The organism is uncultured Bacteroides sp. (genome assembly GCF_947632445.1).
Lineage (GTDB): Bacteria > Bacteroidota > Bacteroidia > Bacteroidales > Bacteroidaceae > Bacteroides.
Genome location: NZ_CANRPM010000008.1, coordinates 1 through 18652 on the forward strand (window position 1 = coordinate 1; position 18652 = coordinate 18652).

15 protein-coding genes and 2 tRNA genes are annotated in these 18652 nt (G+C 48.1%); 5 read left to right on the forward strand and 12 right to left on the reverse strand.

The genetic code is table 11. The features are described from left to right. Positions 1 to 327: 327 nt before the first annotated feature. The 4 genes from Q0Z70_RS02920 to Q0Z70_RS02935 form a co-directional block, all read right to left on the reverse strand. Positions 328 to 400 (reverse strand) — tRNA-Gly (locus Q0Z70_RS02920). A gap of 8 nt (positions 401 to 408) precedes the next feature. Continuing rightward, positions 409 to 491 (reverse strand) — tRNA-Tyr (locus tag Q0Z70_RS02925). Positions 492 to 555: 64 nt separating this feature from the next. Further along, positions 556 to 1050, reverse strand: a complete 495-nt coding sequence (ribH, locus tag Q0Z70_RS02930) for a 6,7-dimethyl-8-ribityllumazine synthase (RefSeq protein WP_298072491.1) — start codon at positions 1048 to 1050, stop codon at positions 556 to 558. A gap of 145 nt (positions 1051 to 1195) precedes the next feature. Then, the gene (locus tag Q0Z70_RS02935; protein WP_298072493.1) at positions 1196 to 1879 is read right to left on the reverse strand and encodes a tetratricopeptide repeat protein; all 684 of its coding nucleotides are present in this window, start codon (positions 1877 to 1879) and stop codon (positions 1196 to 1198) included. Between the two features lie 160 nt (positions 1880 to 2039). Here Q0Z70_RS02935 and recF point away from each other — a divergent pair, with 160 nt between their 5' ends. Further along, the gene (recF, locus tag Q0Z70_RS02940) at positions 2040 to 3152 is read left to right on the forward strand and encodes a DNA replication/repair protein RecF (RefSeq protein WP_298072495.1); all 1113 of its coding nucleotides are present in this window, start codon (positions 2040 to 2042) and stop codon (positions 3150 to 3152) included. Next, positions 3149 to 3439 carry a DUF721 domain-containing protein gene (locus Q0Z70_RS02945; protein WP_298072497.1) on the forward strand — a complete coding sequence of 97 codons (291 nt, stop codon included), beginning with the start codon at positions 3149 to 3151 and terminating at the stop codon, positions 3437 to 3439. The genes recF and Q0Z70_RS02945 overlap by 4 nt, the downstream gene beginning before the upstream one ends. Positions 3440 to 3444: 5 nt before the next feature. Here Q0Z70_RS02945 and Q0Z70_RS02950 read toward each other — a convergent pair whose 3' ends face one another. The 6 genes from Q0Z70_RS02950 to gap all read right to left on the reverse strand — a co-directional run bounded on the left by Q0Z70_RS02950 (position 3445) and on the right by gap (position 9809). Next, positions 3445 to 3975, reverse strand: a complete 531-nt coding sequence (locus Q0Z70_RS02950) for a 5-formyltetrahydrofolate cyclo-ligase (RefSeq protein WP_298072499.1) — start codon at positions 3973 to 3975, stop codon at positions 3445 to 3447. Further along, a complete protein-coding gene (locus Q0Z70_RS02955; protein ID WP_298072501.1) occupies positions 3890 to 5620 on the reverse strand; it encodes a S41 family peptidase in 1731 nt (576 codons plus the stop codon). The genes Q0Z70_RS02950 and Q0Z70_RS02955 overlap by 86 nt, the downstream gene beginning before the upstream one ends. 29 nt (positions 5621 to 5649) lie before the next feature. After that, on the reverse strand, positions 5650 to 6087 hold the full coding sequence (locus Q0Z70_RS02960) for a dCMP deaminase family protein (RefSeq protein WP_298072503.1): 438 nt from the start codon (positions 6085 to 6087) through the stop codon (positions 5650 to 5652). Positions 6088 to 6101: 14 nt separating this feature from the next. After that, a complete protein-coding gene (locus Q0Z70_RS02965) occupies positions 6102 to 6596 on the reverse strand; it encodes a DUF4847 family protein (RefSeq protein ID WP_298072505.1) in 495 nt (164 codons plus the stop codon). Continuing rightward, positions 6593 to 8644, reverse strand: coding sequence for a M3 family metallopeptidase (locus Q0Z70_RS02970; protein WP_298072507.1), 2052 nt, complete (start codon positions 8642 to 8644; stop codon positions 6593 to 6595). Before Q0Z70_RS02970 ends, Q0Z70_RS02965 begins: the two co-directional genes overlap by 4 nt. A gap of 154 nt (positions 8645 to 8798) precedes the next feature. Further along, complete coding sequence (gene gap, locus Q0Z70_RS02975) at positions 8799 to 9809, reverse strand: type I glyceraldehyde-3-phosphate dehydrogenase (protein WP_298072509.1); 1011 nt, start codon at positions 9807 to 9809, stop codon at positions 8799 to 8801. A 394-nt stretch (positions 9810 to 10203) separates the two neighbouring features. On the opposite strand from gap, the gene Q0Z70_RS02980 reads away from it, so the two are divergent. From Q0Z70_RS02980 to Q0Z70_RS02990, 3 genes are all read left to right on the forward strand, one after another. Further along, positions 10204 to 11379 (forward strand): efflux RND transporter periplasmic adaptor subunit, encoded by a 1176-nt coding sequence (locus Q0Z70_RS02980; RefSeq protein ID WP_298072511.1) that lies wholly within the window; start codon positions 10204 to 10206, stop codon positions 11377 to 11379. A 64-nt stretch (positions 11380 to 11443) separates the two neighbouring features. Beyond that, positions 11444 to 14578: a multidrug efflux RND transporter permease subunit gene (locus Q0Z70_RS02985; protein WP_298072512.1), complete on the forward strand. Its 3135-nt coding sequence runs from the start codon at positions 11444 to 11446 to the stop codon at positions 14576 to 14578. Next, positions 14575 to 15954 (forward strand): efflux transporter outer membrane subunit, encoded by a 1380-nt coding sequence (locus Q0Z70_RS02990; RefSeq protein WP_298072514.1) that lies wholly within the window; start codon positions 14575 to 14577, stop codon positions 15952 to 15954. The genes Q0Z70_RS02985 and Q0Z70_RS02990 overlap by 4 nt, the downstream gene beginning before the upstream one ends. Before the next feature lie 8 nt (positions 15955 to 15962). Here Q0Z70_RS02990 and Q0Z70_RS02995 read toward each other — a convergent pair whose 3' ends face one another. After that, positions 15963 to 17237 (reverse strand): DUF3667 domain-containing protein, encoded by a 1275-nt coding sequence (locus Q0Z70_RS02995; protein ID WP_298072516.1) that lies wholly within the window; start codon positions 17235 to 17237, stop codon positions 15963 to 15965. A gap of 44 nt (positions 17238 to 17281) precedes the next feature. Then, positions 17282 to 18643 (reverse strand): DUF3667 domain-containing protein, encoded by a 1362-nt coding sequence (locus Q0Z70_RS03000; protein WP_298072518.1) that lies wholly within the window; start codon positions 18641 to 18643, stop codon positions 17282 to 17284. Between the last annotated feature and the right edge of the window lie 9 nt (positions 18644 to 18652).

Below are 18652 nucleotides of genomic sequence, written 5' to 3' on the forward strand. Positions count from 1 at the left end.
AGAAACGACGGCCGCACACCTTGCACTTGTACAATTGTTTTCGGCCCCGAACACCGTTACGAACCACATTGGAGGAGCCACAGAAAAAGCATTTTTTACCATACCAATGAAAACCTTTGCAAAGATGTAAAATTCAATACATTACAAAGGTTTTATCACTCAAAATGTCCATTGAACCTAAAAGGAATTTACACGATTTTTATCTTTCCATTTGCATATTAGGCCCTTTTTTACTATGTGCCACGTTGACCCCTAATGGACATCTTGTATCTTGCTAAAAACAGAAGGCCTCGATAGTCGATTTTAACTATCAAGGTCTTCATTAAGAGCGGAAGACGGGACTCAAACCCGCGACCCTCAGCTTGGAAGGCTAATGCTCTATCAACTGAGCTACTTCCGCAAATTTAGTGGGCAAAGATGGATTCGAACCACCGAAGGCGTAAGCCAGCAGATTTACAGTCTGCCCCATTTGGCCACTCTGGTATTTGCCCAATTATTTTTTAATCCACTTGGTGCAATGCACCTTTGTTTCTCGATTGTGGTGCGAAGATACGACTATTTTTTTAAACTCCAAGCAAAGTCGATCATTTTTATTGCACAAATTGCGCATTCGTCACCCTTATTGCCCAATCGGCCGCCTGCACGTTCTTCGGCCTGCTCCATAGTGTTAGTGGTTATCAGTCCGTATATCACTGGTACATCGCCTTTTGCATTCAGCTGGGCAATGCCTTGGGTGGTTCCCATGCAAACGTAGTCAAAGTGCGGGGTATCACCGCGAACTACGCAACCCAAGGCAATGACGGCATCTACATCGGTATGGGATATGAACTGGTTGGAACCGAATGTCAGCTCAAAGCTGCCGGGAACGGTCTTGATCAAGATATTTTCTTCCTTGACACCGTGTTTCTTCAGGGTAGCTACGGCTCCTTGCAGGAGGGCACCAGTGATGTTATAGTTCCACTCGGATACAACGATGCCGAACTTCATGTTTGAGGCATCAGGCACGGAGTTGAAATCGTATTCGGACAGGTTGTGGTAAATTGTTGCCATATCTTATTTTTTAGATTTGGAATGTTAGGAGTGGATAGATAAAAAATCACGGATTACACGAACCTCACGGCGTCTTTGCAGTTTGACCGTGTTTTCCGTTTAATCCGTGACTGGTGTTTCTTATGATAATAAGAGGTGTAGCGGTTTATTTCTTCATCAGTTTGGCTCGTTCGATGAACTTGTCGATCTGCATGGCCTGGTAAGAAGAGAAATACTTTTTTTTGATGGTCGTGTAGGCTTCGATAGCCTGGTCGTACTTGCCTTGCTTCACGAGAATTTCGCCTGCTTGTTGCAGATAGATGGGGCTCAGGGTATTGTTGTCGGCTTCTTTGGCTGCTTTAAGAAGCATATCTGCTGCTTTGTCCAGCTGTCCCAATGATGCATAACAGTTGCCCATCATGCTTTTCATACCCGGAGAAACCATTTGATCATCGCCGTCGAAACGTTCAATAGCTTTGATAGCTTCTTCGTATTTGCCCAGATGTGCATAGCAGATACCTGCGTAGGCGTGGGCTAGGTTGGCAGCATCTGTCCCGCTGAATTCGTCGGCTACTTTCAAGAAACCGACATAACCTATGCTGTCGCCGTTCAGAGCCTGTTCGTAGGCATCGGCTCCCAGATATTCCTCACCTTTGAACAAGGCGGCCTGTGCCTTCTCTTCGCGGGGCTCCACATAGAGGTATTTGTACATGACTACACCGGCAACGATGACGATAATTGCCACTATGGCACCGATAATTGCTTTCTTATTTTTGATGAGAAAGTCCTCCGACTGTGTCAGAGCCTCTTCCATGTTGAGGGTTTCGTTTGTTTTCTTTTGTTCTGCCATTTTTATAGATCCTTTCTGTTATTATTCACTCTTTGAAATTTCGACTGGCAAAAGTAAGTTTTTTATAGCTTTCAACGAAATTTAGCGGCATCTTTTTTTGTTTTGTGTCTGAAAAGCATGAAAAAACTTTCTATTTTTGCACAAGAATGTAGATGCAATTATGATACTGAAGCGAATTTCGATACTCAATTATAAGAACTTAGAACAGGTGGAACTGACGTTTTCATCGAAACTGAATTGTTTTCTTGGACAGAATGGAATGGGAAAGACCAATTTGTTGGATGCAGTCTATTTCCTTTCTTTCTGCAAAAGTGCCGGTAATCCCATTGATTCGCAGAATATACGTCATGATGCAGATTTTTTTGTTATTCAAGGCTTTTATGCAGCAGCGGATGAAACGCTGGAAGAAGTGTATTGTGGGATGAAACGTCGTCAGAAGAAACAATTCAAACGCAATAAAAAAGAATATACGCGATTGTCTGATCACATTGGTTTCTTGCCGTTAGTTATGATTTCACCGGCCGATACGGAGCTGATAGCCGGTGGAAGTGACGGTCGGCGTCGTTTTATGGATGTGGTCATTTCTCAATATGATAAGGAATATTTGGATGCGTTGATTCGGTATAATAAAGCGTTGGTACAGCGTAATACTTTACTGAAGAGCGAGCAACCAGTAGAGGATGAATTGTTTGTAGCCTGGGAGGAGATGATGGCAAAAGCCGGCGAAGTGGTTTATCGTAAACGAGAGGCGTTCGTCAATGAATTTATTCCGATTTTTCAATCGTTCTACTCTTTCATTTCTCAAGATCGTGAGCAGGTTGGATTGAGTTATCGCTCGCATGCTCGTGATACGTCTTTGTTGGAGGTTCTGAGAGAGAGTCGGGAACGTGACCGGATCATGGGCTTTTCATTAAAAGGAATTCATAAGGATGATTTGGAGATGTTGCTTGGAGATTTCCCAATCAAGCGTGAAGGGTCGCAAGGGCAGAATAAAACTTACCTGGTGGCATTAAAGTTGGCCCAATTTGATTTTCTGCATCGTGCGGGAAATACGGTTCCGTTGTTATTGCTTGATGATATTTTTGACAAGTTGGACGCTTCGAGGGTGGAACAGATTGTCAAACTTGTGGCGGGTGACCGTTTTGGTCAGATATTTATTACTGATACGAACCGTGAACATTTGAACAATATTTTGCATAAAGTGGGCGGCGACTATCGAATGTTTCGTGTCGATCAAGGCATGGTCTCTGAAATGCAGGAGGATGAGGTATGAGGCGTAGTAATGCAGAACAGATTGGTGTCCTTATCCGAAATTACCTACGCCAGGAGAGCTTGGAATCTCCTTTGAATGAACGGCGGCTGATTAATGCCTGGCCGGAGGTTTTGGGCCCCGTTATAGCTTCTTATACTCAAGGACTTTTCATCAAGAATCAGGTATTGTATGTACATTTAAATTCAGCGACCCTTCGGCAGGAATTGATGATGGGGCGTGAATTGTTGGTGCGTAACCTGAACCGCCATGTGGGAGCTCAGGTCATTACCCATATTATTTTTCGTTGACGCAATTAATAAATCACTTCATTCATGCGTATATCAAAGTTTTCTGTTGGCACACTTTCCAGTAATTGATAAGGGAAACAGATTCCGAGTTTATAGGTGCCTGCCAGAAATGGAAGCAGTCGGTCATAATATCCTTTACCACGTCCTAACCGATTGCCTCGGCGATCGAAGGCTACTCCTGGGATGATAGCTAAATCAATCTCTTTTAAATCATTGAATTTTCCTTCTGTCGGCTCCTCGATACTATATGCACCTGTCTTCATTTTGTTTGGTCCTGTATATGTATATAGTTCAAGTGTATCTCCTACAACAACTGGAAGCAGGATGCGTTTACGGTTGTACCATTTCTGGATAAAGTCGTGCGTATGGACTTCATCGGGTAAGGAATAGTACAACAGTATCGTTTGAGCTTTCTGAAATACAGGATGTTTCTCCACCCGGCCTAATATTTCATCCGATAAAAGCGTAGCGGAAGCTGTGTGCAGGGTCTTCAATTCTGCTATATACTTGCGCAGTTCTTTTTTCCCGATTATCATTTTCTTCTTCTTTAATGGTTGCTGGAGCTTTGGGAAATGCTTCTCCTCGCTCCAGTATTTCTAAGGCTTTCAACACGGTTGCATCATCACGGTTGATGTAGCGAATGTATGCTTCTCTACCTTGTATGTTATAAATAATATTCCCGTATAGATTTCTTTCCAATAGCTTTCGTGATTTGTTAATCAGAAGATTACGCCTTTTAACTCCTTTTTGAGCTGCAAACTGTACGAATTGTTCTACAATATTCTGCTTATCCAGATATTTCTGCAATTCTGCTTCATCGTTGAAGTGATCGAGTCTGGCACGATTACGATCTGTATATTGGAAAGAGAACTGGATGAGTAAGCCTTTGTTGCTGACTTCCATCAGGTAAGATGTAACTCCTGTCGTATCACGCGGAACAAAGACATCGGGCATGATGCCGCCTCCTCCGTAAACAGGTCGTCCTAAGGATGTGGAATAGCGTAGTTTTTTATCCAACTTCACACTATCGGCCGAGAAGAATTCTCCGTGTTCATAGCGGTCTAACCAGTCCATTTCGTATTTGCTGTCTTTCCCGTTTTCGTAAGGACGTTGGATACAACGGCCCGACGGAGTGTAATAGCGTGCAATGGTCAGGCGGATGGCTGATCCGTCGCTAAAGTCGATAGGTTGTTGTACAAGACCTTTGCCAAATGAACGAAGTCCTACGATAGTTCCTCGGTCATTGTCCTGAATGGCACCTGCGAAAATTTCACTGGCCGAGGCAGATCCTTGATCTATCAATACGACTAAGGGAATATTTTGGCAACTTCCTGTTCCATTAGCATATTCTTCCATGCGAGGATATTTGCGTCCTTGTGTATAAACGATCAGTTTACCTTCAGGCAAAAACTCATTGACCATGCGGATTGCTGCCTCCATATAGCCGCCTGTGTTTTCGCGCAGGTCGATAATCATACCTTTGCAGTTTTGATGGCTTAGCTGGGCGATAGCGTTCAGGAGTTCAACATGGGTAGTACGTCCGAATTTGCTGATTTGTACATAACCGAAATCATTGTTTATCATATAAGCGGCATCAATGGTGTTTTGTGGAATGTCACCTCGTGTGACAACAAAGTCAAGCAACTCTTTTTCCGTAATGCGTTTCACGCCCAGTTTTACCTGGCTTCCTTTGGGTCCTTTCAAGGTGCGCATGGCTTTTTCATTGGTCAAGCCTTTTCCAACAAAAAGGCTGTCGTCTACCGTCACAATGCGGTCACCGGCTATAAGACCCACTTTTTCAGCCGGGCCTCCCGATACAACGCTATTAACATGTATGGTATCTTCTTGAATGGTAAATTGGATGCCTACACCGCTGAAACTTCCTTCCAATTCTGAATTTACTTCTTCCAGATTTTGGGCAGGGATATAAGTGGAATGCGGATCCAGTTCTGCTAAAATTTGCGGCATGGCGTTCTCTACCAGTTGGCTCATATCAACTGTATCCACATATTGGTCGTCGATGACATGTAGAAGGGCATTCAGCTTGTTGGATGATCCGTTGATGATGCCCAATTTGTTTCCTCCATAATGTTTGGCATAGAATGTTCCTATCAGAATACCTGCCACTACACTGATAGCAATGATGACAGGCATGAAGCGGGAAGAACCTTTTGTACCCATAATATCTTTTCTTTATTCGTTTTTTTATTTTATTCGTTTGCCGATAGTGATAGATATACCACTTCAATCCCAGCTCGTCTGAGCAGGTTGATGCCATCTTCCAGTCGATATTTCTCTGAATAGACAACCCGCTTTATACCTGCTTGAATAATGAGTTTGGCACATTCGATGCAGGGGGAGGCGGTAACGTACATGGTAGCCCCGTCACTGCTATTGTTGGATCGGGCTATTTTGGTAATGGCATTAGCCTCGGCATGTAGCACGTAGGGCTTGGTGATGTTGTTTTCGTCTTCGCATACATTTTCAAATCCAGAAGGAGTACCGTTGTAACCATCAGAAATAATCATCTTGTCTTTCACAATGAGAGCACCGACCTGTCTGCGTTGGCAATAAGAATTCTCGGCCCAAATAGCGGCCATTCGTATGTATCGTTTGTCCAATGCTTCTTGTTTGGCTTCGTGGTCCATAGTTTTTTATATTTTTATTGTGCTTTAAAATTCATTCTTTTGATACTTTTGTTATTATCTTCGTAATAGATATAGAGATTGCCGGCATCTCCATCATAGCGGATAACATTTTGAAATCCAGTGATAAAGGCCTGTGCCAGTTTGTCTGTCTCCGAATTATTTATTTGGGTGTTGCCGGTTTGCATTTCGTGGCTTTCACCGTTTGCATTCCATTGTCCGCTGATGGTGGCCCTGATACCTTTGGCATTGAAAGTCCCGCTTGTCATACCATTCAAGTCTGTCCCTTCAAAAACTACGATAAAGGTGTCAGATTGCCTTAATGCATTGAAACTTAGCTCTGATTCTTGGTCGTTGTTCCAGAAGTCGTATTGCTTGTGTAAGTTTTCTGTAGAGATGTAAGTCAACTTCCAAGTTTTACCTATAAAGATTTCCAATACATCGTCTTCCGTGTTGCAACTATTAAGTAGTAGGATGACAGTCAATAAAGTAAATAATCTATATTTCATCATTTTTTAATTCCATTTCTGGTTAATAATGCGTTAATTGTTGGTTCTTGCCCACGAAAGCGTTTGTAGAGCGTCATGGGGTGTTCAGTTCCTCCGCGTGAAAGTATGTTTTCCCGGAAGGAAAAGGCTGTTTTCTGATCGAAAATGCCCTGCTTTTTAAAAAGCGAGAAGGCGTCAGCATCCAGCACCTCGGCCCACTTGTAGCTGTAGTAGCCGGCTGAATAGCCTCCGGCAAAGATGTGCGAGAACTGGGTGCTCATGCAGGTACCCTTGACGGATGGCAACACTTGGGCACGCGCCCAGGCTTGTTTCTCGTATTCCATCACGTCGCCTTCAAAGGGGGAAGTGCGGGTGTACCACGCCATATCCAGCAGACCGAAACTGACCTGACGAAGGCAGGCATAGCCCGCGTTGAAGTTGCGAGAATCCACAATGCGCTGTACCAGTTCGTCAGGTATCAGTTCGCCCGTCTGATAATGGCGGGCAAAGGTATGCAGGAATTCCTTTTCGACGGCAAAGTTCTCCATGAACTGGGAGGGAAGCTCCACAAAGTCCCAGTAGACGTTGGTGCCACTCAGACTGGCGTAGGTTGTGTTGGCAAACATGCCGTGCAGACTATGGCCGAACTCGTGGAGGAAAGTCTCCACTTCTCCGAAGGTGAGCAGGGCAGGTTTGTCCTGCATAGGCTTGGTGAAGTTCATCACCAACGACACGTGCGGCCGGCTGTTCTCGCCTGTTTTTTCGTCGATCCATTGTTCCTTGTAGCTGGTCATCCAAGCGCCCGAACGCTTTCCTTCGCGCGGATGGAAGTCGGTATAGAGTACGGCGAGGAAACTGCCGCCTTTATCAAAGACATCAAAGGCCTCCACATCTTTGTGATAGACGGGGATATCGGGATTCTTCTTGAAGGTGATGCCATAGAAACGAGTGGCCAGGCCGAACACGCCCTTTTTGACATTCTCCAGTTCAAAGTAGGGTCGGAGTATCTCGTCGTTGAGATTGAACTTGCGATCTTTGAGCTTCTGCGAATAGTAGCTCCAGTCCCAGGGCATCAGTGTGAAGTCGGCTCCCAGCTCTTCGCGGGCCAGTGCCTGCACTTCGGCATATTCCTTAAGAGCAGTGGGGCGGTAGGCTTCCAGCAGCTGGTCGAGCAGGTGATAGACGTTGGCACTGTTCTGCGCCATGCGTCGCTCCAGTTTATAGGAGGCATAGTCTTTGTATCCCAATAGTTGGGCAAGTGCTAAGCGAGTGTTAGCCAGTTGTTTCACGATGTCGAGGTTGTTGCAGGCGTTGGCATGCGTACACTTGGTGTTGTAGGCCATGTAGATTTCCTTACGCAGGTCGCGGTCATCGGCGTAGGTTAGGAAAGGTATGTAGCTGGGAGCATGCAGGGTGAAGACCCAGCCTTCCTTTTGTTTCTCGCGTGCCGTTTCGGCAGCAGCGTCGATAGCACTTTGCGGTAAACCTTTTAGTTGGGCCTTGTTAGTCAGTATCAGTTGATAATCGTTGGTCTCCTTCAGGTTGTTTTCGCTGAATTGCAGGGTCAGCAGGCTCAGTTGGCGCGACAGCTCGCGGTATTTCTCCTTGTCGGCTCCCTGCAGATTGGCTCCACTGCGCACAAATCCTTTGTAGGTGTCTTCTGTTAGTTTTCGTTGTTCGGCTGTCAAAGGCTCGTCGCTGTGCTGCTCGTAGGCAGTCTTGACACGTTCGAAGAGACGTTCGTTCAGCGTGATGTTGTTAGCATGTTCGCTCAGCAGGGGCATCAGTTCCTTGGCCAGTTCCTGCATTTTGTCGTTGGTTTCGGCACTGAGCAGATTGTCGAATACGACTTCAACGCGATGTAGAAATTGGCCCGACAGTTCCAGTGCCAGGATGGTATTGTGGAAGTCTGCGGGTTCGGGATTGTTGACGATGGCATCTATCTCCTCGTTTTGGCATTCGATGCCCCGACGGATGGCAGGAGCATAGTGCTCAACGGCAATGCGATCGAAGGGGATGGCGCCGTGAGGCGTATGAATATTTTCAAAAAAAGGATTTTGAATATCTGTCATATTCGCTAAGTTAATAAAAAACAACCGTTTTAGTCAGGTTCCCATTGTCGGGCTCTTTGTACAGAGACTCTTTAGGAAACTTCACGCAAAAATGCAAAAAAAATAGACGACTTCCGCAGAAGCCGCCTATACTTTAATATTTTCTAACTGTAAATTAGCAGTTAACAGATGCCATGTGGGCAATCAGGTCGAGAACTTTGTTAGAGTAACCGATTTCATTGTCGTACCAAGATACAACTTTAACGAAGGTATCAGTCAAAGCAATTCCTGCTTTCGCATCGAAAATGGAAGTGTGAGTGTCACCCAAGAAGTCAGAAGAAACAACGGCATCTTCAGTGTAACCCAAGATACCCTTCAGTTCGCCTTCAGAAGCTTCCTTCATAGCAGCGCAAATCTCAGCGTAAGTAGCAGGCTTAGCCAAGTTTACAGTCAGGTCAACTACAGAAACATCCAGAGTCGGAACACGCATAGACATACCCGTCAGTTTGCCATTCAGAGCGGGAATAACTTTACCTACGGCCTTGGCAGCACCAGTAGATGAAGGAATAATGTTGCCAGAAGCGGCACGACCACCACGCCAGTCTTTCATGGAAGGACCGTCAACAGTCTTCTGAGTAGCAGTTGTAGAGTGAACGGTAGTCATCAAACCGTCTGTGATACCCCATTTGTCGTTCAAAACCTTAGCGATAGGAGCCAAGCAGTTAGTAGTACAAGATGCGTTAGATACAAACTGAGTACCCTTAACGTAAGTCTTTTCGTTAACACCGCAAACGAACATCGGGGTGTCGTCCTTAGAAGGAGCAGACATTACTACATATTTTGCGCCTGCCTGGATATGAGCCTGAGCTTTTTCCTTAGTCAGGAACAGACCGGTAGACTCAACTACATATTCAGCACCTACAGCGTCCCATTTCAGGTCAGCAGGATTCTTCTCAGCTGTTACACGGATTTCTTTACCATTAACGATCAGTTTGTTGTTCTCAACGTCAGCTTCGATAGTGCCGTTGAATTGGCCGTGCATAGTATCGTACTTCAGCATGTATGCCAAGTAGTCAACCGGGCAAAGGTCATTAATACCAACGATTTGGATATCGTTTCTTGTCTGAGCTGCGCGGAATACGAAACGTCCGATACGTCCGAATCCATTAATACCTACTTTAATCATTTTGTTTAAACTTTTAAAGGTTCAATAAATATGTATTTGATAATTAGTTTGCGCTTGTTTTCCAAATGCGCTGCAAAAATACAAAATTGTTTCTTATATTGGTGTGTCAGTGGGTTTAATTTATCCTTTTTTTATATTAAGGGGTTAGGATTGGAGCGTATATCGTTAAAACATCTTGAAATATGGCTCGGAATGATGTCGTGAAAACTGTTTGATAATGTCTCCAATACACTTTGGCTTCAGTTGTAATAGCCATGTTTCTTTATGGATTTGCCCAAGGAGACGTAAAAAAAATGATATAAACTAAGTTTCAACATTTACTTATTGGAAAATGGTATTATCTTTGCACTGACTAAAGGTGAAGAATTGAGTTTTAATTATCTAACAAACAGATATGAGACTATTTTTTACAATAAAAGAATTAAGGTTGAGAAAAAGAAGATTTGTGACGATGCTGGTTTGCATGGCAGTGCTGCTGGCAGCGTATATCGTATTGACTTGGCCGAAAGCGGTGGCTCCAGTACCACCTGTTGTAATTGTACAGCCTGTAGAACAAGAAGATGTGGAAATCTACGGAGACTATGTAGGACGTATCCGTGCACAACAATTTGTGGAAGTACGTGCACGTGTTGAAGGTTTTTTAGAGAGTATGGCTTTTGAGGAAGGTACGTATGTGACGAAAAATCAAGTCTTGTTCGTCATCGACCAGAAGCAATATCGCGCCAAAGCTGATAAGGCACGTGCCCAGTTGCGTAAAGATTCAGCGTTGGTGCGCAAGACCAAGCGTGATTTGGAACGTATCCGTCCGCTGTTTGAACAGAATGCAGCCAGTCAGCTGGACTTGGACAATGCCATTGCAGCTTATGAAACGGCTGTAGCCAGCATGGGTATGAGTCAGGCCGATCTCGATCAGGCGGAACAGGAACTGGGTTATACGTGGGTACGTTCTCCGATATCCGGTCACATCAGCGAGCGGCATGTAGATCTTGGTACCCTGGTAGGTACTAGCGGGAAGTCTTTGCTGGCTACGATTGTAAAGAGTGACACCGTATTGGTAGATTTCAGTATGACAGCATTGGATTATCTGAAAAGTAAAGAACGTAATGTAGTCATTGGACAGAAAGATTTGAGCCGTTCTTGGCAGCCGACTGTTACCATTACCCTGCCCGATAATAGCACCTATATATATAAAGGTATTGTAGATTTTGCTGAACCGCAAGTCAATCCCAAGACAGGTACATTCTCTGTTCGTGCCGAGATGCCCAATCCAGATCGTGTATTGCTCCCAGGTCAATTTACTAAAGTGCGTGTGCTGCTTGATGTACGCGAGCATGCCACCGTTGTTCCTCAGAAGGCTTTAATGATTGAGAAAGGTGGAGCACATGTTTTCGTTATGCGTCGAGATTCTACGGTTGAACGTCGTTTCATTGAGTTGGGGCCTGAATTCGGCAACAATGTCGTGGTAGAACGTGGTATTGTGCCTGGCGAAAATATTGTGACTGAAGGGTATCACAAACTGACCCCTGGCATAAAGGTACGCACAGGCAAACCAATGGAGGAAGAAGAATAAGTAAGGGACAGGAAGACTGTCCGCATTGCACTCAGAATTCTAAAATCAGAAACCTATCCCGCTTATGAAAGTGAATTTCTTTATTGACAGGCCGGTATTCTCGGCTGTTATCTCTATATTGATCGTCATTGTAGGCATCATCGGCCTGATGATGCTTCCTATCGACCAGTACCCCCAAATTACGCCGCCCGTAGTGAAAATATCAGCATCTTATCCTGGGGCTAGTGCCGTCACTGTGTCGCAGGCTGTGGCTACTCCTATCGAACAAGAACTGAATGGTACTCCTAGTATGCTATACATGGAGTCCAGCAGCTCCAATGCGGGTAGTTTTTCGGCCACCGTTACTTTCGATATCTCGGCTGACCCGGACTTGGCTGCTGTCGAAATACAGAATCGTATCAAACTGGCTGAGTCGCGTCTGCCTGCCGAGGTGGTGCAGAATGGCATTGAAGTGGATAAACAGGCTCCCAGTCGGCTGATGACCCTCTGCCTTACGTCGGACGACCCCAAATTCGATGAAATCTATCTGAGTAACTTTGCCACGTTGAATGTGGTGGATCTTCTGCGACGCATTCCCGGCGTGGGTCGTGTGTCCAACATCGGAAGCCGTTACTATGCCATGCAGATTTGGGTGGATCCCGCCCGTCTGGCCAACTACGGACTGACGGTGAAGGACGTGCAGGATGCTTTGAAGGATCAAAACCGTGAGTCGGCAGCCGGTGTCTTGGGCCAGCAGCCCGTCGAAGGACTTGACATTACCATTCCCATTACCGCGCAGGGACGTTTGTCCTCGGCCGCACAGTTCGAGGAGATTGTACTTCGCGCCAATGCCGACGGCTCACTGATACGGATGCGTGATGTGGCCCGCGTTTCACTCGAAGCACAGTCCTATAACACCGAGAGTGGTATCAATGCCGGCAACGCTGCTGTACTGGGCCTCTATATGCTGCCCGGAGCCAATGCCATGGAAGTGGCCGAGAACGTCAAGAAGACCATGAAGGAAATCAGCGCCAATTTCCCCGAAGGATTAGAGTATGAGATACCGTTCGACATGACAACCTACATCAGCGAGTCCATTCATGAAGTGTATAAGACGTTGTTTGAGGCACTGCTATTGGTTATCATCGTGGTTTACCTGTCGTTGCAGAGCTGGCGTGCTACCATTATCCCTGTGGTAGCGGTACCCATCTCACTCATCGGTACCTTCGGATTCATGCTTATCTTCGGGTTCTCGCTCAACATGCTGACTTTGCTCGGTCTTGTGTTGGCCATCGGTATCGTGGTGGACGATGCTATTGTGGTGGTGGAGAACGTGGAGCGCATCATGGAAGAAGAACACCTTAGTCCCTATAATGCCACGAAGAAGGCTATGAACGGACTGGTGGGCGCCATCATTGCCACGTCGCTCGTGCTGGCGGCTGTGTTCGTGCCGGTCAGCTTCCTGCCGGGCATTACGGGCCAGCTCTACCGCCAATTTACGGTGACCATTGTGGTGTCTGTACTGCTTTCTACGGTAGTAGCTCTCACACTGAGCCCTGTGATGTGTTCACTCATCCTGCGTCCCGAAGACCCCAACAAGCCGAAGAACCGTGTGTTCGTTTTCATCAACAAATGGTTGGCCATCGGCAATACGAAATACGTCAAGCTGATAGGTCGCACCGTGAAACATCCGCGCCGCATCGCTATGTATTTCTGCCTAGGCCTGCTGTGTATCTTCATCCTGCATCGCTTTATGCCCACCAGCTTTTTGCCGGTTGAAGACCAGGGCTACTTCACCGTCGAGCTGGAATTGCCCGAAAGTACTACGTTGGAACGCACCCGCAAGGTAACCGACCGGACCATTGATTTCTTGATGAAGCAGCCTGCTGTAGAATACGTACAAAATGTTACAGGATCTAGTCCCCGTGTGGGTACCAGCCAGGCACGCAGTCAACTGACTGTTATCTTAAAGCCTTGGGACGAACGCGATAATATTACCATTGACGAGGTGATGGAAACTGTGCGTCGTGAGATCAGTGAATATCCAGAGTGCAAAGTTTATTTGTCTACGCCACCGGTTATCCCCGGTTTGGGTACGTCGGGCGGTTTTGAGATGCAACTGGAGGCACGTGGTGAGGCTACCTTTGATGATTTGGTACAAGCTGCGGACACACTGATGTATTATGCCTTACAATGTAAGGAGATTGAAGGACTGTCGTCCTCGCTCCAGGCTGAGATCCCCCAACTTTATTTTGATGTGGATCGCGACAAGGTGAAACTCTCAGGGGTACCGATGGCTGACGTCTTTTCGACGATGAAAGCCTATACGGGTTCGGTTTATGTGAATGATTTCAATATGTTCAACCGTGTCTACCGCGTCTATCTGCAGGCTGAGGCACCTTATCGTGAGCATCGTGACAATATAGGCCTTTATTTCGTGCGCGGTAGCGACGGCGACATGATACCGCTCACATCGCTCGGAACAACAGCGTACACGACCGGTCCGGGAAGCATCAAGCGATTTAATATGTTCAACGCTTCCGTCATTCGTGGTACAGCTGCCAATGGTGCCAGCTCTGGGCAGGTGATGGAATTGTTGGAACGTATTGCCCGCAATCACCTTCCAGACGATATCGGGGTAGAATGGAGTGGTTTGTCTTATCAGGAAAAACAGGCTGGGGGACAGACCGGACTTATCCTGGGATTAGTATTCCTCTTCGTTTTCCTCTTTTTGGCAGCATTGTATGAGAGTTGGAGCGTGCCTATCGCCGTGCTGATTTCTCTGCCTATTGCCGTGTTGGGTGCCTATGCCGGTATTTCTATCTGTGGGCTGGAGAACGACACCTATTTCCAGATTGGTCTGGTAATGCTCATCGGCTTGGCCGCCAAGAATGCTATTCTTATTGTGGAGTTCGCTAAGGACGAGGTGGATCGCGGCAGCGATATTGTTGAGGCGGCTCTCCATGCCGCCCACTTGCGCTTCCGCCCCATCCTGATGACATCACTGGCCTTCATCCTCGGTATGCTTCCGATGGTTATCGCTACCGGGCCAGGTTCGGCCAGCCGTCAGGCCATCGGCACGGGTGTGTTCTTTGGTATGATTGTGGCTGTCACCATCGGCATCCTGCTGGTGCCCTTCTTCTTTGTGATGATTTACAAGATGAAGCACAAGGTGCGTGCTCCCAAACTGAACCTGCAAACCTTTAAAAAGAAAAAATGATGATGAAACGTACAATATATCCGATCTGCCTATTGGCCGCACTGATGCTATTCGCTGGTTGCCAGCTGGGCAAACACTATACGCGGCCGGAATTGGCTTTGCCTGAAACACTGTCCGGTCAGCCTGCGGACGATTCGATTTCTTTGGCCGACATGACATGGGAGGAACTCTATACCGACACTCTGCTGCAAGGCCTTATCCGCAAGACATTGGAATATAACAAAGATATGCAGATGGCTGCCGCCCGTGTCAAGGAACTGGCCGCGCTGAAGCGTATAGATGTGGCCAATCTATTTCCACAAGTGGACGCTAAAGTTTACCTCGAACCTGAGCGCGAAAACTATGGGGGCAATGATGCTAAGAACAGCGATGAATTCGGTATTAAGGCATCGGCCACATGGGAGCTCGACCTGTGGGGAAATCTGCGCTGGGTACGAGACAAGAGCCTGGCCGATTTTGTGGGTTCCATCGAGAACCGACATGCTTTGCAAATGAGCCTCATCGCACAGGTTGCGCAGGCTTATTTTGAGCTGGTGGCGTTAGACAACGAGCTGGCCATCGTGCGGCAGACTGTCGAAGCACGCCGTGAGAGCCTTCACCTTGTTCGTTTGCGTTATGAAGGCGGACTCATTTCCGAGATTCCTTTCCGCCAAGCACAAGTGGAATTGGCCAAGACCGTGACCCTCGTGCCCGACCTCGAGCGCAAGATTACACTCAAGGAGAACGAACTGGCCTTCTTAACGGGCGAATATCCTCACACCATCACACGTGCCGGTCAGACGGCCGATGTGCAGCTTCCTGACGCTTTGCCCGTAGGTATGCCCAGCACCTTACTGGAGCGCCGTCCCGACATACGCCAGGCTGAACAGGAAGTCATTGCCGCCAACGCACAGGTAGGTATGGCCTTCACGGCCCTCTTCCCCCGTATTACTCTGACTGCTGTGGCGGGTACCGAGAGCGGTGAATTGGGTGACATTCTGAAATCACCTTATCATCTTTTTTCAGCCACGCTTCTGGAACCCATCTTTGCGATGGGCAAGAACCGTGCCCGTCTCAAGGCCCGAAAGGCGGCCTTCGAACGTGCCACCCATGCCTACGAGAAGGCTGTGCTCAGTGCTTTCAAGGATGCTTACAATGCTATTACGGAGTTCAATAAAATAAAGGATATATACAACGCACGCCTCAAGTTGGAGCAGTCTGCCAAGACGACGCTCAAACTGGCGCAGCTGCAATATGTCAACGGTGCCATTGCCTACATGGACTTGCTCGATGCGCAACGTACCTATTTCGATGCACAGCTCAGCCTGAACAACGCTGTTCGCGACAAGTGCATCACGATGGTCAACCTCTACAAGGCGCTTGGCGGAGGCTGGTAACCCATTTACTAAATCCTTCCCGTCGCCTTAAGTGCCAGCCAAAGGATAAGTGTGGTTGCAGAGCCGAGTGTCAGCAGGTTGAAAAGAAAGAATGTAAGCAGGCACTTGGCTGTGGTCTTGCCCCAGCTCTCGCGGTAGGTGGTGTGCATCGACACGAGCTGATAGGCCAGCAGGGCGAAGGGCGTGAGAAAGATGAAAGCATCTTCCACACTGTTGGTGAAGATGTGATTGTCACGCCCCACATTGAAATGCCACAGCAGGATGGCGGCAGGCACCACCAACAGTACGAGCAAGAGGCTACCGAGATGTGTGGCGTGGGCAAAGTGCTCCATATAACGGCGCTTAGGGTAGAAGATCTTGAATAACAGAGCCTGTACAGGCAGGAGGAACATCAGGAACAAAGGCGTCCACTTGGACAGCTTCCCCAGAACGAACGAGGCCGTAGCCTGCTGTTGCAGTTGGTCGGTCTGGTTGAGGCGTGTCATCCAGTCGTAGGTGTCGGCAGTGATACGGCCTGTTGCCGTGTCGGTGGGCAGGCTGAGATAGAACCGTACTTCTTCATCAGACATATCCGGCTGCGAGTCGCGGCGCAGGACGTTGACTTTAGCCTGCGTCTCTTCGCGAACGGCGGTGCGCGTCAGGCAAGAGTCGAAGAGCAGACAGGGCAGGGTGACGCGGTTCAGCTCGTCGCCTCGGTTCTCGTAGTGCGAACGGACGAGGTGGTCGGCATGCCAGGCTCCTCGGACTTCGAGCACGCGGCGCAAAGTCTTTGTGTTATAGGCATAGACCGTCGTATCCGGTAGGACAGCTGAGTCGGTGCGGCGCAGGGCGTTCATCACCGTATCCGGTATCTGCTGGCCGACCGTTGTCAGCAATGCGCGTTCTGTGGCGCGTTCGGCAGCCATGAAAAACAGGGTGAAGAAGACGACGGAGATGCACATGTACAGCCGGAAGGGGTGCACATAGGAGTTGATCTTGCCATCGTTGAACTCGTTCGTCAGGAAACCCGGTCGGGTGAACAACAGACGCAGGGTCATCCATATCTTGCCGTCGAACTGGTACACGTTCTCAAAGTACTGGCGGATGTATTTCCAGATAGGCTGGTGAATATCGAGGGCGTATTGGCCGCACTGATGGCAGTACATGCCCTTCAGAAGGGTGCCGCAGTTCATGCAGTGGGTGTAGCCGGGGCGGGTATGGCTTCGGATGCGGCGCAGGCGCATGGCCTCGATGTCCCGTCGGATGCGTTGCCGGCGTTGTTGGAATATTTCAGTGAGTTTCATTGTCTATGCTTCATTCTTCGTTTTTTTCATTCTTCATTCTTCAATTAAATCATGTCCGCCTCCATTGCCAGCACCCATAGTAGCAGCAATATGGCCAGCAGGACAGCGATGGCGGTAAACACGATATAGAACAGTACTGCCTTCAAGGTCGTTTTACCCCAGCCCTGACCATAGACCGTGTGGAAGGACACGAGCAGGTAGAAGATCATCGCTAAGGGGAAACCGATGAAGGTAATTCTCAAGAAGTTTTGCTGTACGGCATTGAGTGTCTGTTGGGTGGCTAACATGTTGTCAATGCCATAGGCGAAGAGCGGCACCAGCGGGATGCATATCAGGATGAGGAAGACGGTGTTTACGTGGATGGCGTGGACGAAGTGCCACATGTAGGGCATCCGTTTGCCGGCGTAGAACAGCTTCAGCAGGGCGGCGAACAGCGGCAGGAGGAACATCATGTAGAAGGGAGTCCACTTGGACAGACCGCTCACAAAGCCGTTGATAAGCTGTTGCTTCTGCAACTCGTCCGCCTCGGCATCCTTTTCTGCGTTGTCCGTCCAGATGTAGACTTTTTGCGGGTGCAGCACAAGGCTGTCTGCACCGTCGGCCATCTGTATGCGGGTGCTGTCCACGTGGAAGGCGCGGATAGCGGCCATGTTGTCCGGGCCGTAGTCACGTCCGTCTATCCAGTTCTGAATGTCCAGGTTTGCTAGGGCACGCGACTTTCGGATGAACTCCCAATCATGCAGGGTGATGTCGGTCAGGAGGAAGCAAGAGTCCACCAGCAGGCGGGGCAAGGTGGTACGCGACAGTCCGTAGGGATTGTCTACCGGTTGGTATCGCACTATTTTGTCGGCCTCCTTCACGCCGAAGCGCAACGACAGGGTCTTCACCAGACGTGGTGCCTGATAGAGGTAGACAGTAGTGTCAGTCGCGGAAGCAGGCGTTCCGAGCTGCTCTACGACGCTGCGGCGCAGCTGTCCGTCGTCCAGTGTGTCGAAGTCGCCTGCCCGTTCGCCCACTAACATGAAGAACACGGCGAAGAACACCACCGAGATGCACATGTACAGGCGGAAGGGATGGACGTAGGAGTTGATTTTGCCCGCGTTGAATTCGGCAGTCAGGAAACCGGGGCGGGTAAAAAGATACCACAAGGTGCGCCATATCTTGGTGTCGAACTGATAGACGTTTTCAAAATATTGGAGCACGTATTTCCAGAAAGGCTGTTCTGCATCGAGCGCATATTGGCCGCAGCGGTAGCAGTACATACCTTCGAGCGGAGTGCCGCAGTTCTTGCAGCAGGAATATTTAGGCGTTTTTTTCTGGCGTACCCGCTTCAGGCGGAGCCGCTCTATCTTGCGGCGCATGCGTCGGGAACGGGCTTCCCAGTGTTCTTTCCAGTCTTGTAGCATAAGGCATGT